25 protein-coding genes are annotated in these 24,943 nt (G+C 71.7%); 21 read left to right on the top strand and 4 right to left on the bottom strand.

The genetic code is table 11. From position 1 onward, the window contains the following. Positions 1-194: 194 nt before the first annotated feature. From rpsP to trmD, 4 genes are all read left to right on the top strand, one after another. The gene (rpsP, locus tag ABD297_RS06190; protein WP_344253950.1) at positions 195-662 is read left to right on the top strand and encodes a 30S ribosomal protein S16; all 468 of its coding nucleotides are present in this window, start codon (positions 195-197) and stop codon (positions 660-662) included. Positions 663-664: 2 nt separating this feature from the next. Further along, positions 665-907 (top strand): RNA-binding protein, encoded by a 243-nt coding sequence (locus tag ABD297_RS06185; RefSeq protein WP_030146663.1) that lies wholly within the window; start codon positions 665-667, stop codon positions 905-907. A gap of 142 nt (positions 908-1,049) precedes the next feature. Further along, positions 1,050-1,577 carry a ribosome maturation factor RimM gene (gene rimM, locus ABD297_RS06180; RefSeq protein ID WP_344253949.1) on the top strand — a complete coding sequence of 176 codons (528 nt, stop codon included), beginning with the start codon at positions 1,050-1,052 and terminating at the stop codon, positions 1,575-1,577. 26 nt (positions 1,578-1,603) lie between these two features. After that, on the top strand, positions 1,604-2,791 hold the full coding sequence (trmD, locus tag ABD297_RS06175; RefSeq protein WP_344254018.1) for a tRNA (guanosine(37)-N1)-methyltransferase TrmD: 1,188 nt from the start codon (positions 1,604-1,606) through the stop codon (positions 2,789-2,791). Positions 2,792-2,803: 12 nt separating this feature from the next. Here the strand turns inward: trmD and ABD297_RS06170 are convergent, their stop codons facing one another. After that, complete coding sequence (locus ABD297_RS06170; RefSeq protein ID WP_344253948.1) at positions 2,804-3,562, bottom strand: ABC transporter permease; 759 nt, start codon at positions 3,560-3,562, stop codon at positions 2,804-2,806. Positions 3,563-3,790: 228 nt separating this feature from the next. On the opposite strand from ABD297_RS06170, the gene rplS reads away from it, so the two are divergent. The 9 genes from rplS (at position 3,791) to ABD297_RS06125 (ending at position 11,591) form a co-directional block, all read left to right on the top strand. Next, positions 3,791-4,165, top strand: a complete 375-nt coding sequence (gene rplS, locus ABD297_RS06165; protein ID WP_344253947.1) for a 50S ribosomal protein L19 — start codon at positions 3,791-3,793, stop codon at positions 4,163-4,165. 43 nt (positions 4,166-4,208) lie between these two features. Continuing rightward, positions 4,209-5,033 carry a signal peptidase I gene (gene lepB / locus ABD297_RS06160; RefSeq protein ID WP_344253946.1) on the top strand — a complete coding sequence of 275 codons (825 nt, stop codon included), beginning with the start codon at positions 4,209-4,211 and terminating at the stop codon, positions 5,031-5,033. Then, positions 5,033-5,911, top strand: coding sequence for a signal peptidase I (gene lepB / locus ABD297_RS06155; RefSeq protein WP_344253945.1), 879 nt, complete (start codon positions 5,033-5,035; stop codon positions 5,909-5,911). Before lepB (ABD297_RS06160) ends, lepB (ABD297_RS06155) begins: the two co-directional genes overlap by 1 nt. Before the next feature lie 17 nt (positions 5,912-5,928). Continuing rightward, complete coding sequence (locus ABD297_RS06150) at positions 5,929-6,708, top strand: ribonuclease HII (protein WP_344253944.1); 780 nt, start codon at positions 5,929-5,931, stop codon at positions 6,706-6,708. Beyond that, positions 6,705-7,025 carry a DUF2469 domain-containing protein gene (locus tag ABD297_RS06145; protein WP_030146655.1) on the top strand — a complete coding sequence of 107 codons (321 nt, stop codon included), beginning with the start codon at positions 6,705-6,707 and terminating at the stop codon, positions 7,023-7,025. The genes ABD297_RS06150 and ABD297_RS06145 overlap by 4 nt, the downstream gene beginning before the upstream one ends. 112 nt (positions 7,026-7,137) lie before the next feature. Continuing rightward, positions 7,138-7,503: a YraN family protein gene (locus ABD297_RS06140; RefSeq protein ID WP_344253943.1), complete on the top strand. Its 366-nt coding sequence runs from the start codon at positions 7,138-7,140 to the stop codon at positions 7,501-7,503. Continuing rightward, positions 7,503-9,059: a YifB family Mg chelatase-like AAA ATPase gene (locus ABD297_RS06135; RefSeq protein WP_344253942.1), complete on the top strand. Its 1,557-nt coding sequence runs from the start codon at positions 7,503-7,505 to the stop codon at positions 9,057-9,059. The genes ABD297_RS06140 and ABD297_RS06135 overlap by 1 nt, the downstream gene beginning before the upstream one ends. Before the next feature lie 171 nt (positions 9,060-9,230). Then, a complete protein-coding gene (gene dprA, locus ABD297_RS06130) occupies positions 9,231-10,337 on the top strand; it encodes a DNA-processing protein DprA (RefSeq protein WP_344253941.1) in 1,107 nt (368 codons plus the stop codon). A gap of 324 nt (positions 10,338-10,661) precedes the next feature. Next, on the top strand, positions 10,662-11,591 hold the full coding sequence (locus ABD297_RS06125; RefSeq protein WP_344254017.1) for a tyrosine recombinase XerC: 930 nt from the start codon (positions 10,662-10,664) through the stop codon (positions 11,589-11,591). Between the two features lie 27 nt (positions 11,592-11,618). Here ABD297_RS06125 and ABD297_RS06120 read toward each other — a convergent pair whose 3' ends face one another. The 3 genes from ABD297_RS06120 to ABD297_RS06110 all read right to left on the bottom strand — a co-directional run bounded on the left by ABD297_RS06120 (position 11,619) and on the right by ABD297_RS06110 (position 15,818). After that, positions 11,619-12,158 carry a M23 family metallopeptidase gene (locus ABD297_RS06120; RefSeq protein ID WP_344253940.1) on the bottom strand — a complete coding sequence of 180 codons (540 nt, stop codon included), beginning with the start codon at positions 12,156-12,158 and terminating at the stop codon, positions 11,619-11,621. A 264-nt stretch (positions 12,159-12,422) separates the two neighbouring features. Continuing rightward, on the bottom strand, positions 12,423-13,598 hold the full coding sequence (locus ABD297_RS06115; protein ID WP_344253939.1) for a pyridoxal phosphate-dependent aminotransferase: 1,176 nt from the start codon (positions 13,596-13,598) through the stop codon (positions 12,423-12,425). A gap of 303 nt (positions 13,599-13,901) precedes the next feature. Next, complete coding sequence (locus ABD297_RS06110) at positions 13,902-15,818, bottom strand: DUF6541 family protein (RefSeq protein ID WP_344253938.1); 1,917 nt, start codon at positions 15,816-15,818, stop codon at positions 13,902-13,904. Positions 15,819-16,101: 283 nt separating this feature from the next. Between ABD297_RS06110 and rpsB the strand changes: the two genes are divergently transcribed. From rpsB to ABD297_RS06070, 8 genes are all read left to right on the top strand, one after another. Further along, on the top strand, positions 16,102-17,073 hold the full coding sequence (gene rpsB, locus ABD297_RS06105; protein WP_344253937.1) for a 30S ribosomal protein S2: 972 nt from the start codon (positions 16,102-16,104) through the stop codon (positions 17,071-17,073). A gap of 88 nt (positions 17,074-17,161) precedes the next feature. Then, a complete protein-coding gene (gene tsf, locus ABD297_RS06100; protein ID WP_344253936.1) occupies positions 17,162-17,992 on the top strand; it encodes a translation elongation factor Ts in 831 nt (276 codons plus the stop codon). A gap of 163 nt (positions 17,993-18,155) precedes the next feature. Further along, entirely contained in the window at positions 18,156-18,779 is a 624-nt protein-coding gene (locus tag ABD297_RS06095) for an antibiotic biosynthesis monooxygenase (protein ID WP_344253935.1), read from the top strand. Positions 18,780-19,066: 287 nt separating this feature from the next. Then, positions 19,067-20,323: a type III sulfide quinone reductase, selenoprotein subtype gene (gene sqr / locus ABD297_RS06090; RefSeq protein ID WP_344253934.1), complete on the top strand. Its 1,257-nt coding sequence runs from the start codon at positions 19,067-19,069 to the stop codon at positions 20,321-20,323. Between the two features lie 15 nt (positions 20,324-20,338). Further along, positions 20,339-20,653 carry a TusE/DsrC/DsvC family sulfur relay protein gene (locus ABD297_RS06085; RefSeq protein WP_344253933.1) on the top strand — a complete coding sequence of 105 codons (315 nt, stop codon included), beginning with the start codon at positions 20,339-20,341 and terminating at the stop codon, positions 20,651-20,653. A gap of 60 nt (positions 20,654-20,713) precedes the next feature. After that, positions 20,714-21,241, top strand: a complete 528-nt coding sequence (locus ABD297_RS06080; protein ID WP_344253932.1) for a DsrE/DsrF/DrsH-like family protein — start codon at positions 20,714-20,716, stop codon at positions 21,239-21,241. A 119-nt stretch (positions 21,242-21,360) separates the two neighbouring features. Further along, positions 21,361-22,167: a response regulator gene (locus tag ABD297_RS06075; RefSeq protein WP_344253931.1), complete on the top strand. Its 807-nt coding sequence runs from the start codon at positions 21,361-21,363 to the stop codon at positions 22,165-22,167. Beyond that, on the top strand, positions 22,164-24,935 hold the full coding sequence (locus tag ABD297_RS06070) for a DUF4153 domain-containing protein (protein ID WP_344253930.1): 2,772 nt from the start codon (positions 22,164-22,166) through the stop codon (positions 24,933-24,935). The genes ABD297_RS06075 and ABD297_RS06070 overlap by 4 nt, the downstream gene beginning before the upstream one ends. Positions 24,936-24,943 lie beyond the last annotated feature (8 nt).

The following is a 24,943-nucleotide window of genomic DNA, read 5'->3' as shown; positions in this document are numbered from 1 at the left end:
CGGCGACACGGCATACGTCCGCGAGCGCGATCCGGGGCCGTGTCCGGAGCATCCCCTCACGTCTGGCAGAATGGAGGGCTGTACCCGTCCGGCCCCCTCTCGGCTGGACCGGACGCCTACACACCGAGCGTCGGCACCCCGGCTGAACCCAGTCGGTCTCGCCGCGCTCACTACTGGTTGAGGAGACCGCCACCATGGCAGTCAAGATCCGTCTGAAGCGCATGGGCAAGATCCGTGCACCGTTCTACCGCGTCGTCGTCATGGACTCGCGCACCAAGCGCGACGGCCGTGCGATCGAGGAGATCGGCAAGTACCACCCCACCGAGCAGCCGTCGCTCATCGACATCGACATCGAGCGCGCGCACTACTGGCTGGGCCAGGGCGCGCAGCCGACCGAGGCCGTCGCCGCGCTCATCAAGATCGTCGACGAGGGCAAGCTCCAGACCAAGGAGCCGAAGACCTCGAAGAAGGACCTCTACGAGGCTGCTGTCGCCGCTGCCGGTGGCAAGAACGACTCCGGCACCGAGGGCACGACGCCCCGCAAGAAGGCCGCCAAGAAGTCCGAGCCCAAGGCCGAGGCCAAGGCGGACGAGAAGGCTGACGAGACGACCGAGGCTCCTGCCGCCGACAAGGCCGACGAGTCCGCGAAGGCCGAGGCCTGAGCATGCTCGAGGAGGCGCTCGAGCACCTCGTCAAGGGCATCGTCGACCACGACGAGGACGTCGTCGTGCGTCGCAAGGAGCTGCGCCGCGGTGAGCTGCTCGAGGTCCGGGTCCACCCCGACGACCTCGGCCGCGTCATCGGCCGCTCCGGCCGCACGGCGAGCGCCCTGCGCACCGTCGTCGGCGCCCTCGCAGGCAACAACAACGTGCGCGTCGACATCGTCGACACCGACCGCGCGCGCTGAGCGTCGAGACTCCACGCGAGTCACCGAGAGGGGCGTCCCGGATCATCCGGGGCGCCCCTCTCGTCGTCCCCTCTCGTCGTGCCTGCCCCCACCTGGCGCCCGCTGGTCTCCCGCGCCCCCCAGAACTGAGAGGATTCGGCCCATGAACGTCGTCCTGGCCCGCATCGGCAAACCTCACGGCCTGCAGGGAGAGGTGACCGTCCAGCTGCACACCGACGACCCCGAGACGCGGTTCGCCGTCGGCGCCGTCATCGCGACCGAGGCCGAGCCGGGTTCCGGGGTGCCGCACGAGCTCACGGTCGCGTCGACGCGGGTGCACCGCGGCATCTGGCTGCTGACCTTCGAGGAGATCCCCGACCGCACCGGCGCCGAGGGGCTGCGCGGCACCCGGCTCGTGCTGCCCGAGTCCGACCCCCAGGCCGAGGACGAGGCCTACTACGAGGAGGACCTCGTCGGTCTCGAGGTGCGCGACACGAGCGGCGAGGCGGTCGGCACGGTCAGCGGGCTCGAGATCGGTCCCGCCCAGGACCGCCTCGTCGTGACGCTCACCGACGGGGTCACGGCCTATGTCCCGTTCGTCAAGCGCATCGTGCCCGTCGTCGCCGACGACCACGTCGTCGTCGACCCGCCGCCCGGGCTGTTCGACCTCTACCGCGAAGGCGCCGAGTGACGGTGCCCGAGCAGCAGGCCCCGGCCATGCGCGTCGACGTCGTCACGATCTTCCCCGACTACCTCGCCCCGCTCGACCTGTCGCTCATCGGCAAGGCGCGCGAGGACGGGCTGCTCGACGTCCGGGTGCACGACCTGCGCGACTTCACCCACGACCGCCACCGCACCGTCGACGACACGCCCTACGGCGGCGGGGCCGGCATGGTCATGAAGCCGCAGCCCTGGTCCGAGGCTCTCGAGCACGTTCTCGCGCAAGACAACCCGACCGGCGCCAAGCCGCGGCTCATCGTCCCCGGGCCGGGTGGGCAGCCGTTCACGCAGGCGCTTGCGCGCGAGCTCGCGCAGGAGCCGTGGCTCGCCTTCGCGTGCGGCCGCTACGAGGGCATCGACGAGCGCGTCTACGACCACGCCCGCGAGGACCTCGGCCTCGAGGTGTCGGTCGTCAGCCTCGGCGACTACGTCCTCAACGGCGGCGAGGTGGCCGTGCTCGCGATGGTCGAGGCCGTCGGGCGCCTCGTGCCCGGCGTCATCGGCAACGCCGAGTCGCTCGTCGAGGAGTCCCACGAGGACGGGCTGCTCGAGTACCCCATCTACACCAAGCCCAGCTCCTGGAACGGACGCGACGTGCCCCCGGTCCTGCTCTCGGGCAACCACGGCGCCATCGCCGGCTGGCGCCACGAGCAGCGGCTCGCCCGCACGGCGGCGCGCCGACCCGACCTGCTCCACGCCTCGCACGCCGCCGACGGCCGCGACGTCGACATCAGCGCGGCCACCCCGGGCGACGTGCCGGAGCTGCTCGTGCTGACCCGGGCCTGCTGGGTGCAGGAGGCCATCGCCAACGACACCCTCGACATCCCGGCCCTCCACGAGACCCTCGAGGACGTGAGCGCCGGCCTGGAGCACACCCGGACCTGGCTCGCCCGCAGCGGCGGCCGCCTCGTCGGCGCCGTGCGCACCTCCCCGGGCTCCACCGACGACGACTGGTTCATCGGCCGCCTCTGCGTCGTGCCCGACCTGCAGGGTCGTGGACTCGGCCGACGACTGCTCGAGCACGCCGAGTCCACCGCGCCGGACGGCATACGCACGTTCACCCTCCACACGGGAGCCCGCAGCGCGGACAACCTGCGGATGTACAGGAAGGCGGGCTACCGGCTGGCCGAGACGGCCGCTCCGATCCCCGGCGCGGTCACCCTCGTCAAGCGCCGCCGCCGTTGACCGACGCGCTCGTCAGGACACGAGCGCGAGGCCGAGGTCGTCCGGCAGCAGCAGACGCCGACGGATGAGCGCGGCCTGCACCCCGGCGGTGATCGACTGGGTCGCCATGATCGCGAAGAGCACGAGCACCTGGGCCGTGGCGGCCTGGACCGCACTGCCGCCGCCGAGCATGACGCCGATGAAGGCGCCCGGCAGGGTGACGATGCCCGAGGTGCGAACCTGGTCCAGGCTCGGCACGATCCCCTCGGGTACGCGCCGGGCGATGATCTCGTCGATCGCCTGGCTCGAGGTCAGTCCGAGCGACAGCGACGCCTCGTACTGGCCGTGCTCCTCGCGCAGCGCCGCGAAGGTGCGCCGGCCGACGAGCGTGTGCACCGTCATCGTGTTGCCGATGACGATCCCGGCCACGGGGATGACGGCGATCCCGGTCAGTGGCACCGACCCGGTGGCCAGCACGATCCCGACGACCGGGACGATGCCGCACGCCATCGCGGCGGCCGCCCAGGGCCACGTGCCGGGGGCGCCGACGCGCTTGGACGTGGTGGCCACGGCCGTCGCGAACATCGCGCCCACGGCGACGAACGACCACCAGAGGGAGCCGACCACCGCGGTGATGACGAGAGCCACGAGCCCGAGCTGCACGACGGCCCGGGCGCCGGCGACCGCCGACTGGCGGCCCAGACCGATGCCGCTGACCCGGTTCGCGACCACGGTCACGAGCAGGAGGACGGCGAGACAGACGTACACGGGCCAGCCGGGGGAGACGCTCACGGGCCCACGCTAGGGCACGGCCGCCCTCGGCCCCCGCCACCGATTTCAGGTATGCCGCGTGCTCTGGCAGACTTGCTCCTTGCGTCCGCCACACGACGGCCCCTGCCACAGGGGGAGTCGGGTCACCACCACGCACGACCAGCACCACCGGAGACCCGACGCGGCCCGACGGACGCATCCACACCTTTGTGACGAGGTGGCCTGTGGCACCCAGGAAAGCGACGCATCATGCACACGTTTGACGACATCAACGCCGCCTCGCTGCGCTCGGACATCCCCGAGTTCCGCGCCGGTGACACCCTCAAGGTCCACGTCAAGGTCATCGAGGGCACGCGCTCGCGTGTCCAGGTGTTCCAGGGCATCGTCATCCGTCGCCACGGCGGCGGCGTCGGCGAGACCTTCACGGTCCGCAAGATCTCCTTCGGTGTCGGCGTCGAGCGCACCTTCCCGCTCCACACCCCGGTCATCGACAAGATCGAGGTCATGACCCGCGGTGACGTCCGTCGCGCCAAGCTCTACTACCTGCGCGGTCTGCGCGGCAAGGCCGCCAAGATCCGCGAGAAGCGCGACAGCATCCCGGCCAAGGCCGGCGCCAAGAGCTGAACGACCTGCTGACGCAGACGTCCGTCTAGTCACGCGAGGCGCGGTGGACCCCGAACGGGCCGTCCCGGAGACATCCGGGACGCCCCACGCATCGGGGTCCGCCGCGCCTTCGTCGCGTCCGGAGGGGTCGCCGGACGCACCCGACGGCCGGTCGGGTGGTGAGGGTCGTGAGGGTGCTGAGGGTGCTGAGGGTCGTGCGCGCTCCGGACGGAGCGGTGCGTATGCCGCGGCCCGGCGTCACCGGTGGCTGCTCGGTCCCGCACTGCTGCTGCTCGCCATCGTCGTGCTCCGTGCCTTCCTCGTGACGCCCTTCGGCATCCCGAGCGAGTCGATGCAGGACACCCTGCTCGTCGGCGACCGCATCCTCGTCAGCCGCACGACCGCCCCGGCCGACCTCCAGCGCGGCGACATCGTCGTCTTCGACGCGTCGCAGGCCTTCAACCTGCGCGTGCCCGAACGGGGCGTCGTGCAGACGCTCGTCGAGGCCGTCGAGAGCCTGGCCGGCAAGGGCCAGCCGACCGACTACGTCAAGCGCGTCATCGGCCTGCCGGGCGACCACGTCAGGTGCTGCTCGGCCGACGGCAGGCTCGAGATCAACGGGGTCGCGGTCACCGAGCCCTACATCGCGCCGGGGCAGAAGCCGAGCAACCTGACCTTCGACGTGACGGTCCCTCCGGACCGCTTCTGGGTCATGGGCGACAACCGCGGGTCGTCGTCAGACTCGCGTGCGCACCTCGGCGACCCGGGTGGCGGCATGGTGCCGGGGGACGACATGATCGGCAAGGTTTGGGTGCGATACTGGCCGCTCGATCGGCTCGGACCGGTCGAGCAAGGACAAATTGCCTCCGTCCCACGAAATGGTGAGTGATGTCGCAGTACACCGGACGCCCCGAAGACCCGACGCGCGGGCGCACTGCTGACGACACCGACGACCTGGACGACGACCTCGACGACGACTACGACGACGAGCCCCGCAGCTTCGGCGCGACGGTCCTGGCCGGCATCAAGGAGCTCGTCATCGTCGTCGTGCTCGCGATGGCGCTGTCCTTCGTGGTCAAGACGTGGCTCTTCCAGGCCTTCTACATCCCGTCCGGCTCGATGGAGAACACCCTCGTCAAGGACGACCGCGTCATCGTCAGCAAGCTGACCCCGGGGCCCTTCGACCTCAAGCGCGGCGACGTCGTCGTCTTCGAGGACCCGGGCGTGCCCAGCCCGTGGCTCGGTGACCTGGGTGCCCAGCACAGCAACGTCGGCGGACCCTTCCACGACGCCCTCGTCTTCGTCGGGCTGCTGCCGGAGGACTCCGAGAACCACCTCATCAAGCGCGTCATCGGGCTGCCGGGCGACCACGTCCAGGCCGACGGCGACACCGGCAAGATCAAGGTCAACGGCGTCGAGATCACCGAGCCCTACGTCAAGACGGGCGACTACCCCAGCGAGGGCAAGAAGTTCGACATCACCGTGCCGGCGGGACGCATCTGGGTCATGGGCGACCACCGCAGCGACTCCTCCGACAGCCGCTGGCACGACGACGGCACCGGCGCCACCGGCTCGGTTCCGATGGACAAGATCGTCGGCCGCGCCCTGTTCGTCGTGTGGCCGATCGACCACGTGACCTGGCTGGGTGTGCCGGAGCGCACCTTCTCGCAGGTGCCGACGGCGACGACGCCCTCGACCTCGCCCACCAAGAAGGCCACGGTCAACCCGACAGGCAAGCCGGCCGCGACCACGACGAAGGCCGGCTGATCGGCAGCCCTGGCACCATGGCACGTCCAGCTCCCTCCACGAAACCGTCGCTCCGGGTCGAGCGCGCCCTGCAGCGCTCCGGGCACCGGCTGCTCGCCGGCATGGACGAGGTCGGCCGGGGCGCCCTCGCGGGCCCGGTCAGCGTCGGGGTCGTCGTCATCGACGAGACCGTGCGGTCGGCGCCGATCGGGGTCAAGGACTCCAAGCTGCTCACCGAGAAGGCGCGCACGGTCCTCGTGCCCCGGATCCAGCGCTGGGCCGTCGCCTACGCGGTGGGCCACGCCAGCGCCGACGAGATCGACGAGATCGGCATCATGCGGGCGCTGCGCCTGGCCGGGACACGGGCTCTCGGGGCTCTCGGCGTCGTGCCCGACCTCGTCATCCTCGACGGCAACCACGACTGGCTGACGTCCCCGGACGAGGTCGGCCTGTTCGCGTTCGCCGGCGACGACGCGGCGAGCGGCCCCAGCACCCCACCGGTCACGACCATGGTCAAGGCCGACATGAAGTGCTCCTCGGTCGCCGCGGCGAGCGTGCTCGCGAAGGTGGAGCGCGACGAGATGATGGTGGCCCTCTCGGCACAGCACCCGGCATACGCCTGGTCGCTCAACAAGGGCTACTCCGCGCCCGAGCACATGGACGCGCTCGCGCGCCTCGGGCCGTGCGAGCTGCACCGCCGCTCGTGGCGCCTGCCCGGCGTCTACGTGGACGGGCCGGTCGAGGTGTTGAATGAGGGGACGGAGAACCTCGCTCCGGTGCCCACCACGGCAGAGCAGACAGGGACGGCGATCAGGTGAGTTCGGAAGATCTCGAGAAGTACGAGACCGAGATGGAGCTCCAGCTCTACAAGGAGTACCGCGACGTCGTCGGCCTCTTCACGCACGTCGTCGAGACCGAGCGCCGCTTCTACCTCGCCAACTCCGTCGACGTGAAGGTGCGCAGCGACGGCGGCGAGGTCTTCTTCGACGTGACCATGGCCGACGCGTGGGTGTGGGACATCTACCGCCCGGCGCGGTTCGTCAAGAACGTGCGCGTCGTGACGTTCAAGGACGTCAACGTCGAGGAGCTGCCCAAACCCGACATCAAGCTCCCCGAGAGCGGCGACTTCAGCTGACGCCGGACGGCGCGCCCGCGTCGTCCACACCCCCTCGTCGGGGGGCGTATGCCGTCCACAGCCTCGCGCTGACCGCTGTCCTCGGCGTCCGGGCGCCGCGAGAGTGGCGGTCATGGACCTCTCCACCCGTGCCCTCGGCGACTACGGCGAAAACCTCGCGTGCCGCTACCTGCTCGCGCAGGGACTGACCATCCTCGACCGCAACTGGCGGTGCGTGCGCGGTGAGCTCGATGTCGTCGCCCGCGACGGCCGGGAGCTCGTGGTGTGCGAGGTCAAGACGCGCACGACCGAGGCCTACGGCGCCCCGTTCGAGGCGGTGACATGGCGCAAGCAGCGGCGCCTGCGACAGCTTGCGGGCCTGTGGCGCGACGACCACGCCGACCTGGCGCACGGACTCGCGCTGCGCATCGACGTCGTCTCGATCCTGCGGCCGCCCACCGGTCGGGCGCGGCTCGAGCACCTGAGGGCGGTGTGCTGATGGGGCTTGGACGCACCCGCTCCGTCGGGCTGCGCGGCGTGCACGGCTTCGTCGTCGACGTCGAGGCGCACGTGACCCAGGGCCTGCCCGGCTTCGCCATCAGCGGCCTCGGTGACTCCGCCGTCAAGCAGTCCTCCGACCGGATCAAGGCCGCCGCCGCCCTCATCGACAAGCTGCCGGTGAGCCAGCGCCGGGTCACCGTCAACCTGTCGCCGGCGGGCGAGCGCAAGGTCGGCACCGGCTTCGACCTCGGCATCTTCGTCGCCGTCGCGGCGGCGATGGACCTCGTCACCGTCGGTGTCGTGCGTGACGTCGTCCACATCGGCGAGGTCGGCCTCGACGGCACGGTCCGGCCGGTGCCCGGGGTGCTCCCGCTCGTGCGCGCAGCGTCCCTGGCCGGCGTGCGGCACGTCGTCGTCCCGGTTGCCAACGCCGCCGAGGCCCGTCTCGTGTCGGGCGTGCACGTGCATCCGGTGGCCGACGTCGTCGAGCTCGTCCACCGCTACGGCGCCCTCGGCAAGGGACGCGCGGTCGAGGAGGTGCCGGTGCCCCTCGTGGCCGCGCCGCCGCCGGAGCCGGTGCGCGACCTCAGCGAGGTGGTGGGCCAGGCCGACGCCAAGCTCGCGCTCGAGATCGCTGCCGCGGGCGGCCACCACCTGCTGTTCGCCGGGCCTCCGGGGGCCGGCAAGACGATGCTGGCCGAGCGGCTGCCGGGCCTGCTGCCCGAGCTCGGCGAGGCCGAGTCGATGGAGGTCACGGCGATCCACTCGGTCCTCGGGACCCTCGGCTCCGGCCATGAGGCGCGGCTCATCTCCCGACCTCCCTTCGTCGCACCGCACCACGGCGCGTCGCAGGCCGCCGTCATCGGGGGCGGCAGCGGACACATCCGCCCCGGCGCGATCACCCAGGCCCACCGCGGCGTCCTGTTTCTCGACGAGACGCCCGAGTTCGACAAGGGCGTCCTCCAGTCGCTGCGCACACCGCTCGAGCGTGGGACGGTCTCCATCGCGAGGGCCCACGAGACCGTCACCTTCCCGTCGCGCTTCCAGCTCGTCCTGGCCGCCAACCCGTGCCCGTGCGGCAACGGCTGGGGGAAGGGCCTGGACTGCACCTGCACGCCGCTCATGCGTCGCTCCTACTTCGGCAGGCTGAGCGGCCCGCTGCTCGACCGCGTCGACCTTCAGGTGCACGTGCAGCCACCGGGACTGTCCCTGGCCGGGGCGTCGGCGGGGGAGTCCACCGCGTCCGTGGCCGCACGGGTCTCCGCCGCGCGCGCCGCGCAGGGGGAGCGCTGGCACGCGGTGCTCGAGCGCCGCAGCGGGGTCAACGCCGACGTGCCCGGCTCGGTGCTGCGGGGTCGGCCGTGGCGACTGCCCACGTCGGCGACGACCACCCTCGACCGGGCACTCGAGCGAGCTGCCCTGAGCCTGCGCGGCTACGACCGCACCCTGAGGTGCGCGTGGACGATCGCGGACGTCATGGGACTCCAGCGTCCTGGTCTCGAGCAGGTCGACCTCGCGCTGTCTCTGCGCCATCGGGCCGGGGTCGCAGCATGAGCATCACGGGCCGTCGCCGCTCGCGGGGCCTCGGAGGTCCTTCGCACGCCCCCTCGGCACTCGACCTCACTGCGCTCGACCCGATCGCATCCGACCCCACTGCACTCGACCCCAGCGGGCACCACCCTCCGACGGACGACCTCCCGACGGACGACAGGCAGGAGACCGACCATGGATGCTGAGCGCTTCGCCCGGGCGGCGCTGTCCCGCGTCGCAGAACCGTGCGACAAGGACGTCCCGGGCCTGATCGCCGAGCTCGGCGCCGTCGAGACGCTCGAGCGCATCCGCGCCGGTCGCGGCACGCTGGCTCGCTTCGCAGCTCGGCTCGCAGTGCTCGACACCGAGCGCGACCTCGACATCGCGGCCAAGGTCGGCGCCCGAGTGGTCGTGCCCGGCGACGACGAGTGGCCCGAGCGTCTCGGCGAGGTCCCGATCCCGCCCTACTGCCTGTGGGTCCGGGGTCCGCTCCACCTGGCGGAGACCGTCGAGCGGTCCGTCGCCGTCGTCGGATCACGCTCGGCCACGGCCTACGGCGAACAGGTGGCGGCCGACATCGCAGCGGGTCTGTGCCAGCGCGGGTGGGCGGTGGTGTCCGGAGCCGCCTTCGGCATCGACGGGAGCGCCCACCGTGGGGCGCTCGCGGTCGACGGCGCGACGGTCGCGGTGCTGGCCGGCGGCGTCGAGCGGCCCTACCCGTCGGGGCACGCCGCCCTGCTTTCGCGGATCGCCCGGGACGGGCTCGTGGTCTCGGAGGTGGCTCCGGGGTCGGCCCCGATGAAGTCCCGGTTCCTGGCCCGCAACAGGCTCATCGCCGGGATGACGCGAGGCACCGTCGTCGTCGAGGCAGACCTCCGGTCCGGGTCCCGCAACACCGTCAAGCACGCCATCGAGGCGGGGCGCCACGTCGGTGCGGTGCCGGGTCCGGTCACGTCGATGACCTCCTCCGGCTGCCACCAGGAGATCCGTGACCTACGGGCCGTGCTCGTCACCAGTGCCGAGGAGGTCATCGACCTCGTGGGCGACCTCGGTGACGACGCCCACGAGCCGGGTCGAGGTCCGGTGCTGCCCGGCGACGACCTCCCGCCGCTCGACGCGTCCGTCCTCGAGGCTGTTCCGTTCCGTTCGGGCCTCACCCTCGACGCCGTCGTCCGTCAGGTCGCCCAGTCGCCCCTCATGGTCAGGGCGGCGCTCGGACGCCTCGAGCGGCTCGGCCTCGTCGGCGAGTCCGCAGGCACGTGGCGCAAGCGGCCCCAGCGTCGAACGCTGCCCCTCGGCTGAGCCCACACACGGCGTCGCTAGCCGACGCCCGAGTGAACCGGAGCGATCGCCCCGCCCCAGTCGAGTGGCCTAGGGCTACCGCCGGCTCGGCCCACGTCCCAGTCGAGTGGCCGCGAGCTACCGGCGGCTCAGGCCCCGTCCCGGAGCGGGTGAGCACTCCGTCCAAGTCGAGTGGCCTCGGGCTCCCGGCGGCTCGGGCCTCGTCCCGGATCGGGTGAGCGCTCAGTCCCGTCTGCGACGTGCGACGTCCTCACCGAGGCGGTCACCGCGGCGCGGCGCTTGCCCAGGTGCCATGGGGTTTGCGATGGTGCGGGAGTGACGGATGTGGTGGACACCGAGGCTGACGCGCTGGAGCGGCACGCCGAGCTGCTCCACGCATACGCGCGCCACCTCGGCGCCGAGCGAGGACGCTCCGTGCACACCCGACGCGCCTACCTCGGAGACGTCCGCCACCTGCTCGGCTTCGCCTCCCGTCGTGGCATCGACGAGATCGGCGACCTGCGCATCGGTGACCTCCGGGCGTGGCTCGGCAGCCAGGCCGACGCGGGCGCCGCTCGAGCGACCATCGCGCGACGGGCCGCGTCGGCCCGGACCTTCCTGCGCTGGGCCGAGCACACGGGCCGGATCTCGTCGGACCCGTCGTTGCGCCTGGTCGCGCCGAAGCGTCACGCGAGCCTGCCCGGTGTGCTGCGCCAGGGAGAGGCGAGCGAGATGCTCGATCTGGCAGCTGTCCGTGCCGACGACGAGGACCCGATCCACGTCCGCGACCGCGCGGTGCTCGAGCTGCTCTATGCCAGCGGGATCCGCGTGGGTGAGCTCGCCGCCCTGGACATCGACGACGTCGACCTGTCGCAGGGCGTCGTCCGCGTCATGGGCAAGGGAGCCAAGGAGCGCATCGTCCCCTTCGGCGCGCCGGCCGGGCGCGCCATCCAGGGCTGGCTCGCGGTCCGTCCGCGCCTCGTCGGCGACCAGTCCGGCCCGGCGCTGTTCCTCGGCCGCCGCGGTCGTCGCGTCGATGCACGGCAGGTCCGCTCCGTCGTGCACGAGCTGCTGTCGCACCTGCCTGACGCCCCGGACCTCGGCCCGCACGGGCTGCGCCACAGCGCGGCCACGCACCTGCTCGAAGGCGGCGCGGATCTGCGCATGGTCCAGGAGATCCTCGGCCACGCCAGCCTGGCCACGACGCAGATCTACACGCACGTCTCGGTCGACCGGCTGCGACGCAGCTACGAGCAGGCCCATCCTCGGGCCTGACAAGGTTGCCGCGCGCGGACGCCTGCGTCAGGAGAGGGGGAGCAGGATGACGCTCGCCCGGCCGACGAACGACAACGGGTCCAGGTAGGTATCGCCGCGGAGCACGCCCCAGTGGAGGCAGGTCCTCGGGGCGCAGTGTCCCGCGGTCGCGGTGATCTGCCCGACCCGGTCACCCCGTGCCACAGCGGTGCCCACCGCCGGGGACCCCGCCACGGGTTCGAAGGTGCTGCGCAGCCCGTTCTCGTGGGTCACGACGACGACCGCGCGCCCCGCGACCACCCCGGACCAGGACACGCGTCCGTCCGTGGGAGCCAGGACCGACTGTCCGACCGCGGCCGCGAGATCGACGCCGCGGTGACCCGGCAGCCACGGCTGGTCGGGGGCGTCGAAACGCCGCACCACCTCGGGCTGCGGCTGCAGCGGCCAGGCCCACCGGCCGGACTGCTGCGAGGTGGCCCCGCGTCCGGTGAGAGCGGTCGAGGCGCCCGCCGGGGAGTCCGCAGGAGGCAGGTCGGCAGCGGGCGCGATCGAGAGCACGGCGACGAGAAGTGCTGACCCGATGGACATGGTGACCATGGTGGTCGGGGTCGAACCGCGGTAGGAGCAGGGCCGACCCACCTGTGGACCGCGGTCAGGTCACCGGGGGAGGTGTGGACGGTGGTCTGCCGCCGGCGTGGGGACGGCGCGGCCAGTCGAGTGCTTGGTGTTGTGGGATTTCGGCGCCAAGTCGGCGTGGGACGGCGGAGCCACTCGAGCGCTGGGGGTGGGGTGGGTCGCTGACTCGGCGTGGGACGCCGGGGCCACTCGAGTGCCGGGTGCGGGGTCAGGCGCTCACTCGGCGACTGGGCGGGAGCCGGCCGCGGCGAGTCGGCGGCTGGCCTCGAGCAGGACCTCGTCCTTCTTGCAGAAGGCGAAGCGCACCAGGGTGCGCGCCGCGTCCTGGTCGTCGTGGAAGACCGACACCGGCACACCGACCACCCCGGCGACCTCGGGCAGTCGTCGCGCGAACTCGAGCCCGTCGACCGCGCCGAGCGGCGCCGCGTCGGCGATGACGAAGTAGGTCCCCGACGGCCGGGCGAGCTGCAGGCCGGACGCCTCGAGGGCCGAGCAGAGCAGGTCCCGCTTGCGCTGCAGCGAGTCGCGCAGACCGGCATACACCTCGTCGCCCAGGCCGAGCGCGTGCGCGACGGCCGGCTGGAACGGACCGGAGGCGACATAGGTGAGGAACTGCTTGACGGTGCGAGCCGCCGCGACCGCCTCGGCCGGGCCGGACAGCCAGCCGACCTTCCACCCCGTCGCCGAGAACGTCTTGCCGCCCGAGCTGATCGTGATCGTGCGGTCCGCCATTCCCGGCAGCGTCGCCATCGGCACGTGCTCGGCGCCGTCGAAGACGAGGTGCTCGTAGACCTCGTCGGTGACGACCCACGCGTCGTGCTCGCGGGCCAGCGACGCCACGAGCTCGAGCTCAACGCGCGTGAACACCTTGCCCGTCGGGTTGTGCGGCGTGTTGAGCAGCACGAGCCGGGTGCGCGACGAGAAGGCCGCCCGCAGGGACGCCTCGTCCACGGCGAAGTCGGGGAAGCGCAGCACCGACGTGCGTCGGCTGGCGCCGGCGAGGGCGATCGTGGCGGCATACGAGTCGTAGTAGGGCTCGAAGGTGACGACCTCGTCGCCCGGCTCGCACAGGGCGAGCACGACCGAGGCGATCGCCTCGGTGGCTCCGGCCGTGACGAGCACCTGCGTGGTCGGGTCGAGCGACACGCCGTAGAAGCGCTGCTGGTGCGCGGCCACGGCCTCGAGCAGCTCGGGGACGCCGGCGCCGGGCGGGTACTGGTTGCGGCCGCCGTCGATGGCGGCCTTCGCCGCGTCGAGCATCTCGCGCGGCCCGTCGGTGTCGGGGAAGCCCTGCCCGAGGTTGATCGCGCCGGTGCGCGTGGCGAGGGCCGACATCTCGGCGAAGATCGTCGTCCCGAAGGGCTGCATGCGCGAGATCAGCGGCGAGCTCATGGCCCGAGCGTAGCCGTGGAGCGGTCGCGGGCCGGATGCACGGGAGCCCCCGCCGGGGGCACGTCGGCGGGGGCTCCCACGACTCGCGACGGCTGTGGAGGGGTGTTGTCGCGGGACGTGAGTGGATATGCCACCCGGTCAGGGGGTCCGTGTGGGATCTCCACCCACACCATCGCTGACGGGCGCAAAGTGTTACGCATCGTCCGAGAACTCTCGCAAACCCGGGGGCGTATGCCTTTCGTGAGCGCTGCACACCCGGTGGCGTATGCCGTCCCGTGGCCTCACGGGCGTCTCACGAGGGCCTCAGGAGGACGTCGTGGCGCCGAGCCCGCAGCCGGTGACGCGGTAGAGGGTGTAGGCGCCGTCCGTGCGGACGGGCTCGACGCCGTCGACCTTCGCGAGGTCGGCCAGGCCGGAGGACCGCTCGGGCCGGTCGAGCCAGTAGACGTGCGTGGAGTCGATGGCCCAGCGGATGTCGTGACGGGCCATGGCCTCGCACACGTCGGGGCGGTGGGCCATGTCGTTGAACCCGGTGCCGATGACGATCTCGTCGCCCGTCGTGGGGATGGGGATGGACCGGTAGAGGGTGTTGGTGCCGAAGAGCGGCCACATCAGCGGCGAGCCGTTCTCGGGACGGCCCACGACGCCCTGCCCCTCCGGGACGAGAGCCGCGAGCCGGCGCAGCGAGTCCTGGCCCTCGAACGAGAGGATGACCCGCTCGGGGGAGCTCGGCCGGAAGAAGCCGCTGAGCATGCGGTAGCGGGTGGCGCCGTTGAGTCCGAGCGTGAGGACCGGCAGCAGGAGCACGGCGACGAGGCCGACGGCGACGGGACGCGAGCCGAGGCCCGGCACCTTGCGCAGCAGCTCTCGCAGGGCCGGGGCCGCGGCGGCGACGAGGACGACGCCGGGGACCGCAGCGAGCGAGGCGAGCCGGACCTTGTCGTTGTACCAGTAGCCGGTGATGAGCGAGGTCCACGAGTACGTCGACGACGCCGCCATGACGTAGAGCAGTACGCAGGCGCCCCACATCGCCACCACCGGCAGGGCCGCTCTGGCGCGCAGCACGATCCAGCCGGTGCCGAGGACGAGGAGCAGCATGAGGCCCCACAGCACGTCGGGCACCTGCAGCCGTCCACCGACGACCTCGACGAGCGCGGTCCAGGCGGACACGCGGTCCTTCCACTCGTAGGACTGGGTCGAGGCGAGCTGCGCCGAGACGACGGGGGCGGCGACGAGCCCCGCGACACCGACGACAGCGACCACGGCGAGGTCGCGCGCCACGACCCACCAGGACAGGTGCTTCAGCAGGCCGGCCCGCAGGCGGGCCGTCACGAACCACACGAGCGCGAAGACCACGAGGGCCACGAGGGCGTTGGGCTGGATCAGCGCTAGGCCGGGCATCGCGGCGACGAAGCCGAGCCACTGGCCGATCCTCTTCGAGCGCGCGGCCTGCAGCATCAGGGCGAGCGCGCCAGGGGTCAGGGCCGTTGCCATGAGGTTGGGCCACAGCACGCCCCAGCCGAGCAGGATCGTCGGGAACGCGATGAAGGCGGCGGAGGCGAACCCCGCGGCATACGTCACTAGGCGTGAGGTCCCCAGAGCGTGGCGCACGAGGGCCACGCAGCCGATGGGCCACACGAGGGCCGCGAGCACGATGGTGGCCACGTTGGTCCCCGGGAGCACGTCGGCGACACCGGGGAGCAGACCCGTCGCGACCCAGGAGTGGAAGCCGTTCGGGTAGAAGGTCGGGTTGGCGATCGAGAAGTTGCCGGTCTCGAGGAAGGTCTTGATGCGGCTGAGGTGGTAGACGGCGTCGGGCGAGTCGACGAGCTCGTCGGGCCGCCCCATCGCCGGCAGGATCGTCACGAGTGCGAGCACGGCGCCGACGGCGATCGCCACGACGACGTCGGGGCGCGGGCGGCCGAGCAGGCGACGGGTGGCACCGAGCTCGGGGTCGTGTCGGCCGAAGAGCCGCATGCCGAGCCAGGCGAGGGCCGTCGCGACCAGCGTGACTGCCAGGAGCGGCAGCAGCCCCCAGTGCACGCCGACGCGCTGCGCGACGGTCGCGAAGACGGCGATCAGCCCGGCGGAGACGGCGGGGGAGACGGCGAGCGCCTCGAGGCCCCGCGCGCCGAGCGCCCGCACGACGAGCCAGCCGGGGAGGAAGAGCACCACCGAGAGGACGACGAAGGCCGGGATCGTCTCCACCCAGTGCGCCATGCGGGCCATTCTGTCGGGTCGCCGCGATTTCTCCACAACCCGGGTCAGGACGTACGATGGACGACGGTCACGTGTGCTCGTCGCACGGGACCGAAATTCGCGCGTCTTCTGCCGGTCCGCCGGACCGGGTCGCACCACGGCAGTCCCCACCGTTCGCGGAGGGGCGGGGTGCGTCAGGCGCCAGGAGTGAGGTCGTATGCCGGCCGCCGGGCCACGTCTCCACGTGACCGACGACGTCAGCGCCCACGCACAACTGACAACACGACACAAGGGAGAACACGGCATGGCCGTCGTCACCATGCGCCAGCTCCTCGAGAGCGGCGTCCACTTCGGGCACCAGACCCGTCGCTGGAACCCCAAGATGAAGCGCTTCATCATGACCGAGCGCAACGGCATCTACATCATCGACCTGCAGCAGTCGCTGACGTACATCAACAACGCGTACGAGTTCGTCAAGGAGACCGTCGCCCACGGCGGCAGCATCCTCTTCGTCGGCACGAAGAAGCAGGCCCAGGAGCCCATCGCCGAGCAGGCGACGCGCGTCGGCATGCCGTACGTCAACCACCGCTGGCTCGGTGGCATGCTCACCAACTTCCAGACGATCTCCAAGCGCCTCACGCGCCTCAAGGAGCTCGAGGAGCTGAACTTCGACGACGTGGCCGGCTCGGGCTACACGAAGAAGGAGCTGCTCATCCTCAAGCGCGAGATGATCAAGCTCGAGAAGACCCTCGGCGGCATCCGCACGATGTCCAAGGTCCCCTCGGCCGTGTGGATCGTCGATACGAAGAAGGAGCACCTCGCGGTCGACGAGGCGCGCAAGCTCGGCCTGCCGGTCATCGCGATCCTCGACACGAACTGCGACCCCGACGAGGTCGACTACAAGATCCCCGGCAACGACGACGCGATCCGCTCCGTCACGCTGCTGACGCGGGTCATCGCCGACGCCGTCGCCGAGGGTCTCGTGCAGCGCTCCTCCGGCAAGTCCGGTGGCGACGCGCAGGCCGAGGAGCCGCTGGCCGAGTGGGAGCGCGAGCTCTACGCCGACGCCGCTGCCGCGACGGAGGCTCCGGCCGCCGAGGCGACCGAGGCTCCCGCTGCCGAGGCCACGGAGGCTCCGGCCGTCGAGGCCACCGAGGCTCCCGCTGCTGAGGCTCCGGCCGCCGAGGCCACCGAGGCTCCCGCTGCTGAGGCTCCGGCCGCCGAGGCCCCCGCGGCCGAGGGCGCCGAGGCGACGGCCGGTGCCGAGAAGGCCTGACGGTCCTCTCCACCAGCCCGACCCCCTTGGCCAGCTGACCAGCTGACACACGAGTCAATCTCCACTGACGAAAAGAGCGATACAGAGCATGGCGAACTACACCGCCGCTGACATCAAGGCGCTGCGCGAGCAGACCGGCGCCGGCATGATGGACGTCAAGAAGGCGCTCGACGAGGCCGACGGCGACCGCACCAAGGCCGTCGAGATCCTTCGCGTCAAGGGCCTCAAGGGCGTCACGAAGCGTGAGGGCCGCTCGGCCTCCAACGGTCTCGTGGCGGCCTCGGCCACCGACGGCGTCGGCACCCTCGTCGAGGTCAACTGCGAGACCGACTTCGTCGCGAAGGGCGAGAAGTTCATCGCCCTTGCCGACCAGGTCCTCACGCAGGCCGTCGCCGCCGGCGCCACCGACGCCGACTCGCTCCTCGCGAGCACGCTCGAGGACGGCAAGACCGTCAAGGAGCTGCTCGACGAGGCCAACGCCACCATCGGCGAGAAGATCGAGGTCCGCCGCGTGGCGCGCCTCGAGGGCGACAAGGTCGTGTCCTACCTGCACAAGACGAGCCCCGACCTGCCTGCGCAGATCGGCGTCCTCGTCGCGCTGCAGGGTGGCGACGAGGCCGTGGGCCGCGACGTCGCGATGCACATCGCGGCGTTCAGCCCGACCGTCCTGACGCGTGACGAGGTCCCGGCCGAGACGGTCGAGAACGAGCGTCGCGTCGCCGAGGCCACGGCCAAGGAGGAGGGCAAGCCGGAGGCCGCCCTTCCCCGCATCATCGAGGGTCGCGTCAACGGCTTCTTCAAGGAGAACGTCCTGCTCGAGCAGGCGTTCGCCAAGGACGCCAAGAAGACCGTCGGCAAGGTGCTCGAGGAGGGCGGCGCCCAGGCGACGTCCTTCGCGCGCTTCCGCGTCGGCCAGTGAGGTCCTGACCTCCCTCGCACCACCGCACCACGCGTAGCGCAGAACCCGCGCATCACGACGACGTATGCCGGTCGCCCCCTCGGGGCGGCCGGCATCGTCGCGTCCGGGGCCGGGTTGACCGACCCGCCTGCCGCCGGACCATCCCCAGAGGAGCCCCTCGAGCATGAGCACCAGCACCAGCACCAGCACCAGCACCAGCATCGCGACCGGGCCCACGCCGGCGAGCGCGGTCGACGGTCCGCTGACCGTGTCGATCACCCGCCGGGTCGCGCCCGAGGACGAGCTGCTCATGCAGGCGTGGGTGCACGCCGGCACGTCGATGGCCGAGCGGTTCGAGGGCTTCCTCGGGGCGGGATGGGTGCGCTCGGGCACCGAGGACTGGCACATGCTCTACCGGTTCGACTCGCGAGCGCACCTCGACGCGTGGGAGCGCTCGCCCGAGCGCATGCGGTGGCTGCGCTCCGCGGCCGACCTCGTCGAGCACCGGCGTACGGAGTACCGCACGGGCATCGAGGGCTGGTTCGACGAGCCGGCGACGTCGTCGGTGCACGAGGCGGGCCCGGGCGCCCCCGCAGCACCGCCGCGGTGGAAGCAGGCGAGCGTCATCTGGATCGCCTTCTTCCCGACGAGCTTGACGCGGACCTACCTGCTCTCGCCCTTCAGCGGGGACTGGCCGGCCGCCGTGCGCGTCCTCGTCACGACCCTCGTCGCGACGCCGTGGATGACGTACGTCCTCCTGCCCTTCGTCACCCGGCTCTTCTCTCGCTGGCTCAGCGCCGCGGGCTGACCCCGCGCGCCGGTCGCCGCCTCGAGGGCGCTCTCCCGCCGTCGCACGTCGGCACCGGTCGTGTGCATCGGCGCCGCCGTCGCGATGTTGTTCTTCACCGTCAGCGGTGAGCCGAAGTCGAGCACCCTTGCGAGAGAGTCAATGTGGGCTCGCTCCACCATGCAGCTGACCCGCTCGGCGTCGCGTGCGCAGGCTGCGGAGGTGTGCACCGGTGTGTCTGCACCGTCACACCTGATCTGTCTCGTGGGTCACAGCCGACCTATACCCACGGGGGTACCGTTGAAGACATGACCACCACACAGAAGTCCCTCGTGGTGCTGGGCGCGGGCACGGCCGGAACCATGGTCGCGAACAAGCTCCGTCACCGCCTCCCGAAGAGCGACTGGAAGATCACGGTCGTCGACAAGACCGACATCCATGACTACCAGCCCGGCTACCTGTTCATCCCCTTCCGGATGAACACTCCTGAGCAGATCCGCAAGAGCAAGCATGCCTTCATCCACGACGGCATCGAGCTCGTCCTCGCCGACGTCGACCGTGTCGACGCCGGAGCGAGGTCCGTCGCGCTGACGGACGGTCGGACGCTCACCTACGACTACCTAGTCATCGCCTCCGGCACCTCCCCGCGCCCGGACCAGACGCCCGGCATGCTCGGCGACGAGTGGCACAGGTCGGTCGGCGAGTTCTACACGTACGACGGGTCGGTGGCGCTTCGCGACGCCCTCGACACCTTCACCGGCGGGCGCCTCGTCGTGCACATCACCGAGCTCCCCTTCAAGTGCCCGGTCGCCCCGCTCGAGTTCACCTTCCTCGCCGACGACTACCTCAAGGGCCGCGGGCTGCGCGACCGGACCGAGCTCGTCTTCGTCACGCCCCTCGACGGCGCCTTCACCAAGCCCGTGGCGAGCAAGGAGCTCGGCCACCTGCTCAAGGAGCGCGGCGTCACCGTCGAGACCGACTTCATGGTCGAGAGCATCGACCAGGAGCGCAAGGTCCTGATCTCCTACGACGAGCGCGAGGTCCCCTACGACCAGCTCGTGACGATCCCGCTCAACATGGGCGCCGACTTCGTCGCCCGATCGGGCCTCGGCGACGACCTCAACTACGTGCCCGTCGACAAGCACACGTCGCAGTCCACGCAGTACCCCGAGATCTTCGCCCTCGGTGACGCGAGCAACATCCCGACGTCCAAGGCGGGCTCGGTCGCGCACTTCTCGGTCGAGGTCTTCGTCGAGAACTTCCTCGAGCTCGTGGCCGGCAGGCCGATGACGCACTCCTTCGACGGGCACGCCAACTGTTTCGTCGAGTCGGGCCAGGGCAAGGCCCTGCTCCTCGACTTCAACTACGACACCGAACCGCTCACCGGCACCTTCCCGATCGCGAAGATCGGCCCCATGACCCTGCTCAAGGAGTCGCGGGCCAACCACGTCGGCAAGCTCGCCTTCCGGCACGTCTACTGGAACGTGCTCCTGCCCGGCCGACCGATCGGCCTCCCCGCCCAGATGTCCATGACCGGCAAGATCCCGGCCGACGCCACAGCCTGAAAGGACCGAACCCCCATGCCCAGCACGACCATTGCCGGCCGCCAGATCAACGTCAACGACGAAGGCTTCCTCATCGACCCCGACGACTGGACCGAGGACCTCGGCGCCGAGTTCGCGCGCCTGATCGGCGTCGAGATGACCGAGGACCACTGGAAGCTCGTCCACTACCTCCGCCAGGACTACAAGGCCCAGGGCGAGACCCCGACCCTGCGTCGGGTCAGCACCCAGACGGGGATGCCGGTCAAGCAGCTCTTCACCCTCTTCCCCGGCAAGCCGGCCAAGAAGATGGCCTACGTCGCCGGTGTGCCCAAGCCCAAGGGCTGCGTCTGAGCCGTCCCGGCTCGCCGACCAGCCTCTCCCACCACACCGACCAGACCTGAGGAGCACGACATGACCACCATCGACAACGACGTCCAGATCGAGGCGCCGTTCGTCCCGTCCTTCGACACTCCCTCGGAGGAGGGCCGCAAGCTCGCCATCATCTGCAGCAAGGGCACCCTCGACATGGCCTACCCGGGGCTCATCCTCGGCAACGCCGCCCTCGGGGAGGGCATCGAGACTCACCTGTTCTTCACCTTCTGGGGCTTCGACATGATCAACAAGAAGACCCAGAGCAGCCTCAAGGCCACCCTGCTCGGCAACACCGCGATGCACATGCCCCAGGGCCTCGGAGGCATCCCGGGAATGACCCACCTCGCCACCTCGCAGCTCAAGAAGGCCATCGCCGAGCTCGACATCCCCGAGGTGCCCGACTTCCTCGACCAGATCGTCGCGTCAGGTGGTCACCTGTGGGCGTGCCGACTGTCTGCGGACATGAACCATCTGACGGAGGCGGACCTGCGCGACGATGTCGAAGGCATCATCTCGGCGTCTGACTTCATCGAGATGACCGCAGGCGCCCAGCTGCTCTTCATCTGAGGCAGCCGGGGTCTGGACGGCCCGGAGCGGCTCAGCCGTCCCGGGCCGCTTCGCGTCTTCACGAGATCTCCACACGTCGCACCCTCACCACCCGCGTGCCCGCTCCTAGGCTCGGGGACATGAACCAGGGGTATGCCGCACCGTCGCCCGACATCGCCGCGCCGACGCTGCTCGTCGTCGAGGACGACCCGACGATCAACCAGGCGGTGACGGATCGGCTTGTGGCAGAGGGCTTCCGGGTGGTCCAAGCGTTCGACGGTCCTTCCGCCGTCGCCGCCCACGCTGAGCACGCGCCCGACCTCGTCGTCCTCGACCTCATGCTGCCGGGCTTCGACGGGCTCGAGGTGTGCCGTCGCATCCAGGGGGAGCGGCCGGTGCCCGTCCTCATGCTGACGGCACGGGCCGACGAGACCGACCTGCTCGTCGGGCTCGGCGTCGGGGCCGACGACTACGTGACCAAGCCCTTCCGGATGCGGGAGGTCGTGGCGCGCGTCCGGGCCCTGCTGCGTCGGGTCGACCGTGCGCGTGAGCTCGCCGCGGAGCAGCCGCCGGTGCTCGCCGTCGGCGACCTCACCGTCGACCGTGGCTCGCGCCGCGTCACGGCGCAGGGGAGCGAGGTGCACCTGACGCCGCTCGAGTTCGACCTGCTCCTGGCGCTCGCCGCCGACCCGGGCGCGGTGCGCGAGCGGGACGAGCTGATGCGCGAGGTCTGGGGCTGGGCCGACTCCGGTGGCACGCGCACCCTCGACAGCCACGTGAAGTCCTTGCGCGCCAAGGTCGGTACCGGCCGAGTGCGCACCGTCCACGGCGTCGGCTACGCCCTCGAGACGGGCCCGGTGCCCGAGACCCCCGGCGCCGCAGGCACGCCCGGCCTGATCGACCCCACCGCCCCGGCTGGCTCTGCAGGCTCCTCGGGCGCGCCGTGAACGCCGACCGGCCGCTCGACGGCATCCGCTCGATCAAGGCCAAGCTCGGCCTCCTCGTCGCGGCCAGCATCATGGCCGCCTCGCTCGTCTCCGTCATCGGCGACCGCGCCGGCGTGCCCGGCTGGTTCACGCTGCCCGTGACGATCGCCGCGGCGCTCGGCGTCACCCAGTGGCTGGCCCGCGGCATGACCTCACCGCTGCGCGAGATGACGGCCGCGGCGTCGCGCATGGCGACGGGCGACTACTCCCGTCGTGTCACGGCGACGTCGGCCGACGAGGTGGGCGTGCTCGCCCACGCCTTCAACACCATGGCGGCCGACCTCGCCGGCGCCGACCAGCAGCGCCGGCAGCTCGTGGCGACGGTCTCGCACGAGCTGCGGACCCCGCTCGCGGCCCAGCAGGCCCTGCTCGAGAACCTCGTCGACGGCGTCGTGCACCCCGACGACGCTGTGCTGCGCACCGCGCTGGCCCAGGCCGAGCGGCTCGGCACCCTCGTCGGGGACCTGCTCGACCTCAGCCGCGTCGACGGCGGCCGCACGCCGCTCGCGCTCGCCGGCGTCGACGTCCGAGAGCTCGTCGAGCGCGCCGTGGCCGAGGCCGGGGTCTCCCGACGCGGCACCGTCCACGTCGTCGACGTCCCCGTCGACCTGCACGTCACCGCCGATGCTGCGCGACTCGAACAGGTGCTCGCCAACCTCCTCGACAACGCCGACCGGCACAGCCCGCCCGGTGGTCGCGTCACCGTGAGCGCCGGCCCCGAGGGCCCGCACCGCTGGTGGCTCATGGTCGCCGACGAGGGCAGCGGCATCCCGCCCGAGCAGAGCCACCGCATCTTCGACCGCTTCGGCTCGGGCGACGACGCCGGCGGCGGCACCGGCATCGGGCTGGCCATCGCCAGCTGGGTCTGCGAGCTGCACGGCGGGTCCATCGCCGCCGTGAGGCCGCCGGCGGGGGAGCACGGCGCGCGCATCCGCGCCGTCCTGCCGCGGTCCCCGGCCGCAGTGCACCCGGCCGCGGTGCCCCCGGCCGCCGCCGAGCGGCCCATCGACGAGGGCCCGCTCCGCGCCACCCCCACCACCTCGGCCACCACCCCCGCCACGAACCCCAACATCACCTCCGACACCACACCACCCGACGACCGCCGGGCCGACGTCCCGACCGAGGAGAGCACCGTGCCCGCACCCGTCCCCGCCGCAGCAGCACCCAGCCCCGCCCCGTCGACAGGGAGCGCCGGCCCGTCGACGGGCCACACGGCATACGCCCCCGTCCCGGTCGGGGCACCCAAGCCCGTCATCGACTCGATCTTCGGCGACCTCTGGCCCGAGGCGGGACTCGCTCCCCAGGTGCGGCTCCTGCTCACGTGTCTCGGCGTCGGCGTCCTATCGGCCGTCCTCCTGCCCTACCGGCGGATCGGTGTCGCGCTCTTCGTCGTGCTGCTCGTCGGTGGCGTCGTGCTGTGGCGGACCACCGAGCGTCGCAGGCAGCGGTGGGCGGTGCTCAGCAGCGTGCTGTGCGTGGCCCTCGCGTCGCTGTCGGTGCTGCGGGCCGCCGAGTGGCTGACCGTCATCGCCGTCATGCTCGGTGTCGTCGTGCTGACGACGGCGCTCACCGACGCCAAGGGCCTGCTCTCGCTCGGGGCCGGCCTCGCGTCGTGGCCGCTCGCAGCCGTCCGCGGTCTGCCCCTGCTGGGACGCACCGTGGCGGTCACGAGCCGGATCCACGTCCTGTGGCCCGTCGTGCGCACGGTGGCGATCTCGCTCGTCGCGCTCGTCGTCTTCGGCGGCCTGTTCGCCTCCGGCGACGCGGTCTTCGGCTCGTGGGCCCAGGCGCTCGTGCCGCAGCTCGCGTGGGACGGGCTGACCTTCCGCTTCTTCGTCGGCTTCGTCATGGGCGGTGCGCTGCTCGCAGCCGGCTACGTCGCCCTCAACCCGCCGCGCGTCGAGCGGGTGGCCCTGCCGGAGGGACGCCCCGTCGCCCGGCTGTGGGAGTGGGTCGTCCCGGTCGGCCTCGTCGTCGCACTGTTCGCCGCGTTCGTCGTCGCGCAGGCCGCCGCCCTGTTCGGCGGTCACGACTACGTGCAGCGAACGACCGGCCTGACGTATGCCGAGTACGTCCACCAGGGCTTCGGCCAGCTCACCGCCGCCACGGTCCTCACCCTCGCCACCGTCGCGCTCGCCGTGCGCAAGGCGCCGCGGTCGACGGCCCGCGAGCGGCTCGTGCTGCGGATGGCACTCGGCGCGCTGTGCGCCCTGACGCTGGTCGTCGTCGCGTCGGCCCTGCACCGGATGGACCTCTACCAGCAGGCCTACGGCTTCACCCTGCTCCGCGTGCTCGTCGACGCCTTCGAGCTCTGGCTCGGCCTGCTCGTCGTGCTCGTCCTGGTGGCGGGGGTGCGGCTGTCGGGCTGGTGGCTGCCGCGGGCCGCGCTCGTCTCGGCTGCCGCGTTCGTGCTCGTGGGCGGGCTGGCCAACCCCGAGGCCTGGGTCGCCCAGCGCAACATCGACCGCTACCAGGCGACCGGCAAGATCGACAGCTTCTACCTCTCGACACTGGGCGCCGACGCCGCGCCCACGATCGTCGGTGGTGGACTGCCCGCCTCGCTGGCGGACTGCATCATCAGCTCCCAGGGGGCCCCGGGCACGGACGACGCCCTGTCGTGGAACCTCGGTCGCAGCCGAGCGGCGGCCCTCCCGGGCCAGGCCCGGCCCGCGGCCGACGCGTCCTGCTCGACGTTCTGGCAGGCGGACCGGCCGACCCCCGTCCCCTGACGTGGCGC

Origin of the sequence: Terrabacter carboxydivorans (assembly GCF_039532035.1) — a bacterium.
Classification (GTDB): Bacteria; Actinomycetota; Actinomycetes; order Actinomycetales; family Dermatophilaceae; genus Terrabacter; species Terrabacter carboxydivorans.
This window is presented reverse-complemented; position numbering and strand designations above follow the sequence as displayed.